Genomic DNA, 12,855 nt, shown 5'->3' with positions numbered 1-12,855 from the left:
TCAAAGAAACATCTGAGGTCATTCAAATTACGCCAGGTAAATTAATCTATGTGGATAATCGTTTTACGCTGCATGCTCGAGAACGATTTACGCCAACCTACGACAACCAAGGTTGCCCTTATCGCTGGATTCAACGTGTCTTTGTAAGTCCTAGTTTATGGGCATTTAGAAATTTTCAAACTATGGGTGGGCGAGTCTTTCTTCCCCATTCGAATCAAGGAATCGATCATGTTTTTTCACACATCCCAGAAGTTGCCTAAAGGACTTTTTAAAGCCTGTGTTATTCCAAGGCCCATTGCTTGGATAAGCAGCAAAGATACTGAGGGCAATCCTAATTTAGCGCCGTTTAGTTATTTTAATATTGTCTGCGAAGACCCACCGATGATTATGTTTGCAACAACCGGCTCGCATGACAGCGGTGGTGCCAAAGATACGTTAAAAAACGCGGAAGAGACTAAAGAATTTACCGTCAATTTAGTGAGTTACAGCAATAAAGAAGCAATGAATATTACTTCTCTCGATTTTTCACGAGGAATTAACGAATTTGCTATGGCAGAAGTAGACCATTTACCTGGAGAAATTATTCAAACCTGCCGTGTTAAAGGTGCACCTATTAGTTTGGAATGTGTTTATCACCAATCGGTTCAATTACCGATACCCGAGGATTCGAGTTTAATCAACCGCATGGTCATCGCAAAAGTCGTTGGCATTCATCTTAATCCTGACATATTAACCAAGGATAAACGAATTGATACCAACAAGCTTCATCTCATCGCACGAGTTGGATACAACGCTTATACCAAAGTCAAAGCGCATTTTGAGTTAAACAGGCCTTGCGGGTGCTGTGATAAATTAATGGATTAAAAAGAATGAATAAAAAAACAATCAAAGTAGGTATTATCGGCGGAATGGGGCCTGTAGCTTCCGCATCATTTGTTGAGACTCTTTATACAACTTATCTCAACAAGATTGATTTAAAAGAAGAGTATCATCCTCCTTACGTGTATCTGTATTCTGAGCCCTTGCAGACTCAATCTACAGCGCTGATGTCTGTCAATCAAAGTAAAGCGGAGCTCTTAGCAAAGCTTGAAAAAAATATCGCTCATCTAGTACAGCACGACGTCGATTGCATTGTAATTTGCTGCTTTACTGCTCATGCATTACTGCCCCAATTAGCACTTGAGCACCAAGCTAAAATTTATTCGTTGGTAACACTGGTTTTGGAGCACGTACTGGCACAAAACACTCAATTTCTCGTTCTTTGTGCCTCCTCAGCAAAAGAAGCTCAGGTTTTGGAACATCATCCTCTATGGGCAAAGGTAGCTCAGCACCTTACTTATGCTGGAACTGAGGTGCAAACACAACTTAATATGCTGATTAAGGCCGTCAAGGATAATCAAGTAGACTCGCAGTTATTGGATGACTTTTTAGAATTGATGAATCAATTTCCAGAGCACCACTTTATTATTGCTTGTGCAGAACTCCATATCCTCCATAAAAAACTCCAGGACTACTGTCAAACACAATTTGATAACGTGTTTGACCCCTTTTTTCACGTGACACAACATATTTGGGGCGAATATGAGAGAGCTTGATTTATTCCCCATTACCAAGGCAATGGAAACCATTTGTCCCGGCGTTATTAGTGATTTAAAAACCCATTGGGACGATACTTTATCATCCTATATCAAACAAGTGTGGCAAAGGCCTATTTCTTGCGAAAGTACCATAGCAGTTCAATCCAGAACGAAATTCTATGACGCATTGAAACTGTTTTTTAGGTCACAATCGATTGACTTTGAACACGCTATTTCAGAGTTTAAGCGCTACCCCATTCTACAAACGGGTCCCCATTGTCAGTTGTACGCCAACAAGGTTGACTTTAATGCCATCTTGATGAGCTGGATGGGAAGCAAAATCCATCAGCTAAACCATATGTTTGTCTTAAACAGCGTGACACGCACACTACAATGGAGTAAGAGGCAAGGACCAGGATGGCTTAAGCTAAAGAATGATGACATTAATTTATTTGCTTTAACGCCGAAACAGATGTCAAAACTCAGTGTTTGTTCACCCTACCCTAGATTGACTTATTTTAAGGATAATTTCATCCAATCTTTGAATCAATCCGATTATTTTGAACAAAAAGGACTAGAAAAACTACTGGTATCAATTGATTTTAAAGAATATGAAGGGTTTATTCCTGCATTCACATTATCAAATCAACGTTTACTGGCTCAGTGTGCTCAAGAAATCAAGCCATTAATCATGAACGATTACTTCACCTCACTTTTAGTTGCAGAACATTTACGTGAACCTGAGGGAATTATTTATCAACTTATTTTTTCCCCAAAACAACGTACTAAATTGACCCATTCAATCGCCTCAATGATGCATGAAAAAAATCATGTGTTCTTAAAACAAGGTACCGAGTTTTTCTGGGGCGTCAGAGACAATAAAATACGTGCATTAAAAATTGAGGAGAGTATTCTTAAAGAAGAAACAACCAATCTAAATAAACAATTAACAATACCCTTAGACCATCAATCGATTCGCACAGCACTTATTGATGGGGTACTTATCCCTAATATTTTTTTAAGCTTTCTTGTTTTATGCCTCATGCCTCAAATTCGGGTCTTAGGTGGAACAAGGCAAATTGCTTATCTTCCTTTAATCCAAAAAATATTTGGCACACTCTTAAATCCCGATATGCCCGAAGAGCGCGAACTCCTTCAGGAGCTACTAAACAATGATTTAAACGCCTGGGGAACCAACTTCATTCAAGATGAGTTAACCCCACTTGAATGGCTTGGCCGTTTACCAGCTGGAAAGGAGTTCTCTTCATTGAGCACTTATTATCTCAATAAATCGGTTGCAGAAATTACCCAAGAATTAACCATTTTTAAGGAACATCCAACATGGAAGCATATGATATAAACCCATCGCCTTGTTTATTGATTATCGGGGCACGAGAACATACACTTCAAAAACTAAAAACCATGAATATCCGATTTGTGCTGATTCAATCACAACATGATTCTTTAACTACCTCTTTGGATGCACAAATCGTATTCGTTGACACTTATGAGAATCTTTCTGAACTAAGTCGAATAGCGAAGCAATTACATCAAGTACATCATTTTAGAGCTGTTGTTTCGTTTACTGAGCTTGGTTTATATCCCGCAGCCTTAATCGCTGAACAATTGAACATTAAAGGCAATGCTGTATTTCCAGTAGAACATACGCGGGATAAATTTAAAATGCGTCGTTTACTCGAGAGTCATCAGCTTGACTCCATTGTCTATCAACGCTGCACCACTTTAGAAGAAGTCACTGCCTTTTATAAACAAATAAAAGCACCTTTTATCCTAAAACCAATTCATGGAGCAGGAAGCCTAGGGGTTTGCTACGTTAACTCCCTTGAGAACATTCCTAATGCATGGGACTGGGCGATACAGCATGGCAATCTTGAACTTATTGCTGAAGAATACCTTTTAGGTAAAGAATACAGTGTGGAATCCCTAAGTTTGGATGGACAACATCGGGTAATTGCTATTACTGAAAAGCGTACAACCGGATTTCCTCATTTTATTGAATTGGGGCATCATTCTCCTGCAAAATTAGCTCCAAAACTACAACAAAAAATAGAGCAACTCATTCTTCATTTTTTGGATATTATTCAGCATCAAAATGGCCCTGCACATACGGAGATTAAAGTACATAAGGATGAAATAAAAATAATTGAATCACAAACTCGAATGGGAGGAGACCAAATTTGGGAATTGACCGAATTAACTACAGGAGTAGATGTTATTTCTGAAACCGTTCTTCATTTATTGGGATTAAGTCAAAATACAAAAACGAAGAAAGCAAATGCCGCTGCTGTTTTATTTTTTGCTCGAGAATTTGAAGAGATTCTGAATGTTCATGGACTTGATTCTGCAAACAATTTACCCGGAATTGTTCGTATTGATTGTACTTTGAAAAAGGGGCAGAAACTTGGGAAACTAAGCTCATCTTTATCCAGACAAGGATATATTTTAGGAACAGGAAGCACCCTTGATGAGGCTATTTCTTCGGTGAATTTCGCTATGGAACACGTGCACATCACCACAAAAGCTCACCTTGATTAGGGAAATATCATGTCGGAATCTATGTATCTTAGTACTGCTCGCACCAGTAGCGCTTATTTTAGCATGTCACTTTTTATGCTCTCTTTTTTTATCATGAAATTAGGGCAGTTTTTAATCATCCCTTTTTTAGCCATTTATTTGAACCATTTTTCACTACCGCCTATTGCTATAGGAGCGATTATTGCATCTGGGCAATTAAGTCACAGCCTAACAAGCTTATTCATAGGACATTTATCAGACCGTTACCCTTCACAGCAATTGTTCATCGTGACTTTATTGGGCTCGGCTATTGCCTATGAGTGTCTTTATCAAAACCAATCATTAATTTGTTTTATTATATTAAATACTACCATCGGCATATTCCGAGCCATTTTTGATAGTGCATCAAAAACGTTTCTGGCCACCAACACCCATGAGCAACAGAGAACTATTGCTTTTGGTGTGCGTTATGCCATTTTAAATTTAGCGGCCGCTTTAGGTCCACTGATTGGCGCACGTTATGCTATAGAACACTCCACTCAACTGTTTCAGCTCATCGCATATTGTTATCTTGCTACTGGCCTTTTGTTATTGATGTTTTGGTCAAAAACGAAAAATAGACAAACAAGAAAAGAATCACCTTTCTCAGTCATGGATACCTTTCGATTCATCAAAGCCAATCCTTCTTTAAAAATACTCTTTCTGATTAGTTTTATCTGTTACAGTTTGTACGCCCAAATAACTTCTTCGCTAGCCCAGTATATGGTGCAGCAATTTGATGATGGAATCGTCATGTACAGCAACATGCTCATCGTCAATGCAATAACCTGCGTTTTGTTGCAGATAGGTATTGGCCCTCTGCTCAGAAAAGTCAATTACATGGTACTTGCTTCTACTGGACTCTCCTTATTCGCTTTCGGCTTTTTAGGATTTTGTTTTGCCCAAAATAGTGTAACACTGAATTGCTCCATGCTCATTTTATCCCTAGGTGAAGTGATTTTCTTCCCCTTGAATGATGTCTTTCTTGCTAAAATTGCACCACCACAGGTGATGGGTAGTTGTTATGGCGTTCTTAATGCTTCCGCTGTTGGTTTGGCTGTCGGACCCATTTTAGGAGGTGCGATATATCAGTTAGCTGACTATTATTCTTTATTTTTAATCTGCTCAATAGGTTCTCTACTTACGATTTTTCTTTATAGAAAATTGGTTCTTTGAATGATATTGATTGAAACAACAAAACTAACAAGTAAAAAGTCCCCAACATGAACAATTCATGCGGGGACTGTTTTAACCCAGTACTAATATGGGTGTCCCATTTATCCTTTTGTCCCATGCATTAGTCTACAATACACTGAACAAATCAATCCTCTGTTGCTGATTCATTTAACTCAGCTTCAATTTCTTCAACTGTCGGCAAACTGCCTTTCAAATCAGGAGGTATTGATTTAGATAAGGTATATTCTGAAACGCCTATGGGGGCACTAATGTTTCGCAACGCCTATGCTGCAATAACTTTATTTTTTGATTTACATAGCAATATTCCAATAGTTTGGTTATTACCAAGCTTTCGTAATTGATCATCAACGGCTGCAAGGTAAAAACCCAATTGTCCGGTATGCTCCGGCTTTCGTATTTTTTAATTCGATGACCAAAAATGCTCGCAATTCAAGGTGGTAAAAGAGTAGATCGACAAAAAACTCTTGGTCATCAAACGTCAAGGGCACTTGAGAACCGACAAATGCAAAACCTTGGCCGAGCTCAATGAGCTGTCTCTTGATCCTATCTCATCAAGAGACAGCTGTTTGCGCAGAGGGTGACGGACTTCTCAATACTGTCGCCTTCCGCAAAAGCGGAAGGTCTAAAAGTAACAAATCTTTGCTCTAAACTTCACCTTGCAGTCATACGCTTACGAGACCCCCTGCTTACGCAGAGGGTGACGATGCTCTCAATACCGCCTCCTTCTGCAAAAGAAATAATTGGATCCTGTTTTATTTGCGATAGACAAGATGTGTAGAAGATTCAGCTCAATGAGAAAGTCACGTATGTGCGTAATTAAAGCATTTTCAATAGATCGCTCATGGACTTTGCCTTGAATGGTCAGAAAATCAAAGTTATAGGGATCTTTTAATATTTCATTGGCTAAATCAGATTGTAATTCGGGTAAATGCTTGTGGTAATTGGAGGTTTTATTGCTGGTAATCGCTTGGCGCTCAATCCACTCTCGATCTGCATAAGCAGCCATCAAATTACCCAGGCATCTTTCTTTTATTTGTTAAATAGTTAGAGGCTGTTTACAATCAGCTAGCTTGAATCAAAATAACTTGATTTTCGAGCAATGAAGCGCAAGTATACGAAGTATGTGAGCATCGTAGCCCAGAAAATTAAAGTATTTTGGTCAAAATAGTAAAATTGTAAACAGACCCTAATTTTATTCAAGGATTGAAATGACCACTGTTACCGAAGTCTCTTTAAATAATCCGACTGAAAAAGATCCTGTATCCAATGTCTTAAAATGGATTTTATTGTTAACTGCTATAATTTCTTTTGGTGTTCTTATTTGGGGTACTTTAAAAACCTATCAACTATCACCTCCCCTTCCTCAAAAGTTTTTTGCCTCAGATGGCCAACTTTTAATGACTGATTCAGATATCATGGCAGGAAAGGCTGGATTTCAGAAAGCTGATTTAATGGATTATGGGAGTTTGTATGGGATGGGGTCATATTTTGGCGAAGATTACACTGCCAAATATTTAGTTCGTCTTGGTCAAATTGTAGAAAATGAATTAGCGTTACAAAAATTCTCCCAACCTCTAACCGTTTTATCTGAAGGGAATAAATATGAGATTCAGATAGAAATGCGAAGGATGTTAAAAACTATCGATTTATCCCAAACGGTTTTAACCTTACCTATTGCTCTCAGTAAGGCTATTCGACAACTGCAATTAGAAATCACTAACACTCTTCTTAAACATGATTTTGCAGCAGGCTGGACACAGGCTTATAGTTTAAATAATCAAACTGCATTGCAAACAGCAAATTTTCTTATCTACTCTTCCTTAACTACCGTGGCGAACAGACCCGGTAAAACGTTTTCATATACTAATAACTGGCCTTATCAACCTGAACTGGGAAATGTTCCTACAGATTCAACCTTTTACTGGACATGGATTTCATATTGTTTTGTTTTTTTTGGATTTGGAGTAGTTCTTTATATTTATCATCGCTATTTAAGTGCGCCTGATGTGGGCATTAAGACCCCATTCTTGTTAGATTTTAAATCATTAACACCTAGCCAGAAGAAAGTTGGTAAATACTTTATTTTCGTTTCGTTAGTTTTATTAATTCAAATTGGTGTAGGTGCAGTGATGGCTCATTATTATTCGGAACGTGAGGCATTTTATGGAATAAATATTTCAACCTTTCTGCCTTTTAATTTCTTGCGAGACGTGCATATCCAAACCCCTATCGTCTGGATTGGAGTTGCCTGGATTAGTGCTGCCATTTTTTTAGCACCAATTATCAGTGGTCAAGAAGCTAAAGGACAAGGATTCCTAGTTGATATTTTATTCTGGGTAACGCTATTCATTGTTGCAGGAGCAATTATTGGGAATTATTTAGGTATTATGGGTTATATTGATAGGGCTTGGTTCTGGTTTGGCAACCAAGGTTTGTCTTACTTGCAGTTGGGACGCTTTTGGCAAATCGGATTTTGTATTGGTTTGTTTTTATGGTGTTTTATTGTCTTTCGAGGAATGTGGCCAAACTGGGAACAGTTGAAAACGGCTAGTATCGAGTTTTGGACTGGACGTATAAGGCTGGAAAATCTCTTTTGGGCAAGTACGATTAATATCGCCCTATTATATTGTTTCGGAATGATTCCATTAACAGGAATTGAGAAGTCATTCACAATCACTGATTTTTGGCGATGGTGGGTTGTTCATTTGTGGGTAGAGCAATCGTTTGAGTTTTTTACGGTTTGTGCAACCTCATATCTTTTAATGGGTGTTGGCTTAGCTTCCAGGCGTTTGGTAGAGCGAACTGTTTATTTCGAAGCCATTCTTATTTTTCTGGGCGGAGTATTAGGCACAGGTCATCACTGGTATTGGACAGGAACACCTGAGATGTGGGTACCTTTAGGAACGATGTTTTCTTTTATTGAGGTTTTACCATTAACCTTGTTAATCATTAATTCCATTGAAGAACTGCAATTAATTAAAAAACAAAAAGTGTTTTCGTATAATTTAGCTTATTTATATATCCTTGGAGCAGCAGCCTGGAATTTTATTGGTGCGGGTGTTTTTGGTGGTGGAACTTTAAATGCTCCTTTAATTAACTATTATGAGCATGGAACATTCCTAAGTTTAAATCATGCTCATACCGCCTTATTTGGCGCCTTTGGTTTACTGGCTTTGGGTCTTATCTACTTTTGTTTAAGATTCGCGACAGGAAATAAATTACCCTGGAGTGATCGATTAGGTACTTGGGCATTTTGGCTTTATAATGTTGGATTGATTTTATGGATTTTGCTGAATTTCTTTCCGATTGGTTGGGCGCAATTAATGGATGTGTACCAACATGGGTTTGCTCACTCAAGAAGCTTGGAGTTTTATAATACAACCTTATTGTGGCAATGGTTACGAATTCCTGGGGATGTCGTTTTTGCCGTCGGTGCTTTAATAATGGCTTATGATTTTGTTATAAAATTGCTTCCGTTCTACCCCAATCATAAATTCTTCTTAGAAAGAAAAGATCAAGCTAATGCGATGAATTCAGACATATAAGCAATAACTAATGTTCGATATAAAAAATAAAGTGATTTTTTATATCGAACTGTTTTTTTATTTAGAATTTACCATTGCGCTGCTGAAGACATGGAAGACAAATGTAATTTGAGTTCCAACCACCTACACGAAAGTAACCTTGATTGAAGAGGTTTTCTTCCAGTGTTAATGTCTAGTGTTTCAATTTTAATTTTGAGAAATTTATGATTTCTATTTTACATTTAATTAATGAAGATCACGCTTTAATCTATGTTTTTATAAGATCCATTCTTTTATTATTAATTTCTACACTTATTATTCGTTTTGGTAACCGACGTTTTCATTTAAATAATTCTTTTGATCTCTTAAGTATCGTTGTTTCGGGTGGCTTAATAAGCAGGGGAATAAATGGCTCTACCACTTTATTATCCACGATTATTGCTTTATTAGGATTAATATTGGTTCATAAAATTTTGGCTGTAGGATGTCGAAAATTTTCATTATTTGAACATATTTTTAAAGGACGACGCTATCTTCTTATTAAAAATGGAGTACTTCAAACAAAAACATTGAATCAATTAAATATAACGAAAAAAGACTTACAAGAACAAATGCGTCAACAAATAAATAGCCCCTCTTATAAGAATGTCGCTGTTGCCTATTTAGAAAGAACTGGTCATATTTCCTTTATCCTAAAAAATAATGCACCACAAAAAATTGTCGGACCAAAGCCCGATCTACGTTAATAACAAAGAGAATTGATTCCTGTTTTAGCTCCAGAAAAATCGGATAAATGATAATGATTTTTCATGAATATGACTTAGGATTTCACGCATTGATCTTCAAATTTACCAAGTGTATACTCCGTAGCGTCATGTTTTTTAATGAGAATAATAATGAAAAATAAAATGTTACTCGCTCTACCCTTGATTGCCGGTGTATATTCAGCTCATGCAAATAATTGTGGTAATTTGAATGTCTCAGTGTTTAACAAAAGTGGACATGCCTGTACTTTGCGTTCAACCAATTTAATGAATGGCGAAGTTATATTTGGTCAAGTACCTGGAGTGATTGAAAATGGAGAGAAGGCTCTCTCTTTCACGCTGCAACAAACTTATACTGCTGGTCCAAGTATTCGTTTGGAGTATGAATGTGACAACAAAACAATCAGCATTGTTTCTCGACAAGATTTATGTGTCATGTATGCAGGAGCTGTTTCTGGCGACTACTCTAGTTCAAACAATGTTCACGCTGATTACATTGCTAAAATTGGCAGCTGGTGGAGTTCTCTTCCTGGTGAAATAAGCTGGACTATTGAATAAGCCAAATTAGGCGCTCGAAATAGTCCTATTTTAGGGTGTGCCCATGCACACCCTAATAAAAAATGTTACAATGTTCCTTTATATCGAGATAAGAATAAATGGAACTATTCATTGCTTTGTTGCAATTACTTGAAACACCAATGCATCATGTCGATAATGTGACTATCATTGGAAATGATCCTATTTTACCCAGCCCTTTTCTAATTGGAGAAGCAGGAGCAGCAGTTATTGCGATAATAGGATATGTCTCTTCGGAGTTATGGACTTTAAGAAATCATAGAGCACAAAAGATTAGTGTTACAGTGAAAGATGCTGCTATTGCACAACGCTCACATGAATATATCAAAGTTATTGATGGTGACTGTCTCGATTTATGGAGTCCTATTTCTGGTTTTTATCAAACTCAAGATAATCGATGGATACAGCTTCATTGTAATTTCCCCCATCATCAACAGGGTGTCATTTCTTTTTTACATTGTGAAAATAATAAGACCTCCGTCACTGCTGCTGTAAAAAATTGGCAAGCCGATCAATTAGAAGAAGCTCTCGCTAATCTAGGTTTATGTGCTGCTCTAGTTCGAACTCCTGATGAATGGAAAAAACATCCGCAATCTCAAGCAATTGAAAACCTACCCTTAATAGAAATTATTAAAATTGGCGCCAGTAAGCCGGAACCCTTACCCAAGGGCAACAGGCCATTATCAGGGATCAAAGTGCTGGATTTAACTCGAGTTATCGCAGGCCCAGTTTGTGGTAAAACTTTAGCAGAACATGGTGCAACAGTGATGCTTATCTCTAGCCCTGAATTACCCTACATTTTACCATTGGTTATAGACACAGGTTTTGGTAAACTTTCTGCGTACCTCGATTTAAATAAAAATAAAGATATAGGGCGTCTTATTCAACTCATTAAGAAAACGGATATTTTTGTACAAGCTTATCGTCCTGGTGGTTTGGCTGAAAAGGGATTGTCTCCAGAAATGCTTGCCAAATATCGTCCGGGGATTATTTATATTACTTTTAGTGCCTATTCACATAGAGGTCCCTGGGCTAATCGCCATGGTTATGATAGTTTAGTTCAATCGGCAACAGGAATTGTACATGAGCAAAGTGATTCAAAAATACCAAAACATTTACCCGCACAGTCTTTAGATTATTTAACTGGATTTTTGGCTGCTGCTGGTGCAATGGAGGCTCTTAGAAGACGAACGATTGACGGAGGAAGCTATTTGGTGCGCGTATCTTTAGCTCAAACTGCACATTGGTTTAAACAGTTAGGGAGAGTTATTGAAGATTTCTCACCCTATAAAATACCGACAAGCGAACAAATAAAATACTTATTGACACACACAACAACAGAATTCGGAGAAATCGAACATCTTTTGCCTGTTTTGAAAATGTCCGAAACACCGCCATATTGGGATAAACCATCACTACCGCTAGGAGTAAACCAGCCTAAATGGCCATAGATAAAAAATATACTTCAATGATCCTGTGAAAATAATGAATTTTTTATTTAATTGTCGGGCTAATGCCCGATCATTTGATTCTGATTTCTAAAAATTCGGAGACCGAAAATTTCAGGAAAATCATTTTGAGAACTTTTCTGCAGAGTAAAGCTTACCTAAACGTATTAGATAACTTTGGACATTCAGATTCATTAGCTTCCTTAGTCGATTGAGGTTGATAATAAAAATTATAACTATTGTTAGATAGAGTTAATCGATCGTGTACATTTGCTAATGCCTTATCTAAGGTATCCTTTTTAACTTGTTGAAGTTTAATCATTAGTTTAAATTCAGCAAATATATCAGCCATTTTATTTTTAGAGGACTCGTCAAATAAATCGCTCCTCATCCAAAGCTCACGGATAGACTCCATTTGTTGCAGCAGGATAGATAAATATTCATTAACAAATTGTGACTTTTTGCTATCTGCCCAATTGACATTCCATTTTTCTTTAATGCCACTCAAATCGACAACTAATGAAGGAAGTTCTTTATGATTGAACACTTTACCCTCAGATAGGCCGAAAGCAAGTATATCACTTAAAAAAACGAAGAGCTCTATTGATAATTTATATGCGATTTCAGTGTAGGGAGCTGTCATGTCATTTGTATTCTCACAAAAAAATATCATGCAATTACGTATTGCCGTGCGTAATTTTTCAGAATACTGAGCATAGTCTTGCTGGGCTTCATAAATCATGTCGAGGGCATGGCTCATCCTCTCAACAAGTATTTTATATTCGTTACTAGTGGGATTATGCTTAGCTATAAACTCTTTAGTATTTAAGCTGAAATATGCATATCGATTTTCTGACTTATCTGATTTTGTTTCCTTATAATGTAGAGCATATCCTATTCTCTCCTCTTTTATGTTTTTTTCATGTAACTCGAAGTGATATTTTTTAGCCAGAGCAATTGAGTCAGTATAAAATTTATTATCCAGAATAGTTTGATAAATAGCCTCTCGTTCGCATTCAATATCATTGACAAAGTATTTAGTCCATTTATCTCGTAAAGGTTCAGTACCGGGCTTTTTACTATACATTATTAAGATATCCTCATGTTTGGTTACTTGGGTAAGCATTTAGCCAAAGATAATTTAATAAATCTAATAAATTATTTTGATATATGATATAAAATTATTTGATATCAT

12 protein-coding genes and 2 pseudogenes are annotated in these 12,855 nt (G+C 37.1%); 10 read left to right on the top strand and 4 right to left on the bottom strand.

What is annotated here, in order from left to right:
• From Lgra_RS17770 to Lgra_RS06865, 6 genes and pseudogenes are all read left to right on the top strand, one after another.
• Nucleotides 1–260: pseudogene (locus Lgra_RS17770) on the top strand (hypothetical protein); the annotation flags it as partial.
• The gene (locus Lgra_RS06885) at nucleotides 229–864 is read left to right on the top strand and encodes a flavin reductase family protein (protein WP_058498512.1); all 636 of its coding nucleotides are present in this window, start codon (nucleotides 229–231) and stop codon (nucleotides 862–864) included. The pseudogene Lgra_RS17770 and the gene Lgra_RS06885, both read left to right, overlap by 32 nt.
• Nucleotides 865–869: 5 nt before the next feature.
• Nucleotides 870–1,595, top strand: coding sequence for an aspartate/glutamate racemase family protein (locus Lgra_RS06880; protein ID WP_058498511.1), 726 nt, complete (start codon nucleotides 870–872; stop codon nucleotides 1,593–1,595).
• Nucleotides 1,582–2,937 carry a hypothetical protein gene (locus tag Lgra_RS06875; protein ID WP_058498510.1) on the top strand — a complete coding sequence of 452 codons (1,356 nt, stop codon included), beginning with the start codon at nucleotides 1,582–1,584 and terminating at the stop codon, nucleotides 2,935–2,937. The genes Lgra_RS06880 and Lgra_RS06875 overlap by 14 nt, the downstream gene beginning before the upstream one ends.
• Complete coding sequence (locus Lgra_RS06870; protein WP_058498509.1) at nucleotides 2,919–4,133, top strand: ATP-grasp domain-containing protein; 1,215 nt, start codon at nucleotides 2,919–2,921, stop codon at nucleotides 4,131–4,133. Before Lgra_RS06875 ends, Lgra_RS06870 begins: the two co-directional genes overlap by 19 nt.
• A gap of 9 nt (nucleotides 4,134–4,142) precedes the next feature.
• Nucleotides 4,143–5,327, top strand: coding sequence for an MFS transporter (locus Lgra_RS06865; RefSeq protein ID WP_058498508.1), 1,185 nt, complete (start codon nucleotides 4,143–4,145; stop codon nucleotides 5,325–5,327).
• A gap of 145 nt (nucleotides 5,328–5,472) precedes the next feature.
• Here Lgra_RS06865 and Lgra_RS18455 read toward each other — a convergent pair whose 3' ends face one another.
• The 3 genes and pseudogenes from Lgra_RS18455 to Lgra_RS18260 form a co-directional block, all read right to left on the bottom strand.
• Nucleotides 5,473–5,607 (bottom strand): hypothetical protein, encoded by a 135-nt coding sequence (locus Lgra_RS18455; protein WP_274519562.1) that lies wholly within the window; start codon nucleotides 5,605–5,607, stop codon nucleotides 5,473–5,475.
• A 3-nt stretch (nucleotides 5,608–5,610) separates the two neighbouring features.
• A pseudogene (locus tag Lgra_RS18265) lies at nucleotides 5,611–5,890 on the bottom strand (PDDEXK nuclease domain-containing protein).
• A 167-nt stretch (nucleotides 5,891–6,057) separates the two neighbouring features.
• Complete coding sequence (locus Lgra_RS18260) at nucleotides 6,058–6,354, bottom strand: PDDEXK nuclease domain-containing protein (protein WP_058498507.1); 297 nt, start codon at nucleotides 6,352–6,354, stop codon at nucleotides 6,058–6,060.
• 202 nt (nucleotides 6,355–6,556) lie between these two features.
• Between Lgra_RS18260 and Lgra_RS06850 the strand changes: the two genes are divergently transcribed.
• The 4 genes from Lgra_RS06850 (at nucleotide 6,557) to Lgra_RS06835 (ending at nucleotide 11,663) form a co-directional block, all read left to right on the top strand.
• The gene (locus Lgra_RS06850; RefSeq protein WP_058498506.1) at nucleotides 6,557–8,893 is read left to right on the top strand and encodes a nitric-oxide reductase large subunit; all 2,337 of its coding nucleotides are present in this window, start codon (nucleotides 6,557–6,559) and stop codon (nucleotides 8,891–8,893) included.
• Between the two features lie 203 nt (nucleotides 8,894–9,096).
• Nucleotides 9,097–9,618 (top strand): DUF421 domain-containing protein, encoded by a 522-nt coding sequence (locus tag Lgra_RS06845; protein ID WP_058498505.1) that lies wholly within the window; start codon nucleotides 9,097–9,099, stop codon nucleotides 9,616–9,618.
• A gap of 150 nt (nucleotides 9,619–9,768) precedes the next feature.
• Entirely contained in the window at nucleotides 9,769–10,194 is a 426-nt protein-coding gene (locus Lgra_RS06840) for a hypothetical protein (RefSeq protein WP_058498504.1), read from the top strand.
• Between the two features lie 98 nt (nucleotides 10,195–10,292).
• Nucleotides 10,293–11,663 (top strand): CoA transferase, encoded by a 1,371-nt coding sequence (locus Lgra_RS06835; protein ID WP_058498503.1) that lies wholly within the window; start codon nucleotides 10,293–10,295, stop codon nucleotides 11,661–11,663.
• Between the two features lie 151 nt (nucleotides 11,664–11,814).
• Here the strand turns inward: Lgra_RS06835 and Lgra_RS06830 are convergent, their stop codons facing one another.
• A complete protein-coding gene (locus tag Lgra_RS06830; protein WP_058498502.1) occupies nucleotides 11,815–12,747 on the bottom strand; it encodes a hypothetical protein in 933 nt (310 codons plus the stop codon).
• Nucleotides 12,748–12,855 lie beyond the last annotated feature (108 nt).

Source organism: Legionella gratiana (assembly GCF_001467695.1).
In the GTDB taxonomy this organism is placed as follows: domain Bacteria; phylum Pseudomonadota; class Gammaproteobacteria; order Legionellales; family Legionellaceae; genus Legionella; species Legionella gratiana.
The sequence above is the reverse complement of the archived record's forward strand: the minus strand, read 5'-3'. Positions and strand labels throughout refer to the sequence as shown.

Bases quoted from the DNA above. Each gene is read 5' to 3' on its own strand.
- Lgra_RS06850 (WP_058498506.1), top strand. From the start codon at position 6,557: ATGACCACTGTTACCGAAGTCTCTTTAAATAATCCGACTGAAAAAGAT.
- Lgra_RS06870 (WP_058498509.1), top strand. From the start codon at position 2,919: ATGGAAGCATATGATATAAACCCATCGCCTTGTTTATTGATTATCGGG.
- Lgra_RS06835 (WP_058498503.1), top strand. From the start codon at position 10,293: ATGGAACTATTCATTGCTTTGTTGCAATTACTTGAAACACCAATGCAT.
- Lgra_RS18260 (WP_058498507.1), bottom strand. From the start codon at position 6,354: ATGGCTGCTTATGCAGATCGAGAGTGGATTGAGCGCCAAGCGATTACC.
- Lgra_RS06845 (WP_058498505.1), top strand. From the start codon at position 9,097: ATGATTTCTATTTTACATTTAATTAATGAAGATCACGCTTTAATCTAT.
- Lgra_RS06885 (WP_058498512.1), top strand. From the start codon at position 229: ATGTTTTTTCACACATCCCAGAAGTTGCCTAAAGGACTTTTTAAAGCC.
- Lgra_RS06880 (WP_058498511.1), top strand. From the start codon at position 870: ATGAATAAAAAAACAATCAAAGTAGGTATTATCGGCGGAATGGGGCCT.
- Lgra_RS06865 (WP_058498508.1), top strand. From the start codon at position 4,143: ATGTCGGAATCTATGTATCTTAGTACTGCTCGCACCAGTAGCGCTTAT.
- Lgra_RS06875 (WP_058498510.1), top strand. From the start codon at position 1,582: ATGAGAGAGCTTGATTTATTCCCCATTACCAAGGCAATGGAAACCATT.
- Lgra_RS06830 (WP_058498502.1), bottom strand. From the start codon at position 12,747: ATGTATAGTAAAAAGCCCGGTACTGAACCTTTACGAGATAAATGGACT.
- Lgra_RS06840 (WP_058498504.1), top strand. From the start codon at position 9,769: ATGAAAAATAAAATGTTACTCGCTCTACCCTTGATTGCCGGTGTATAT.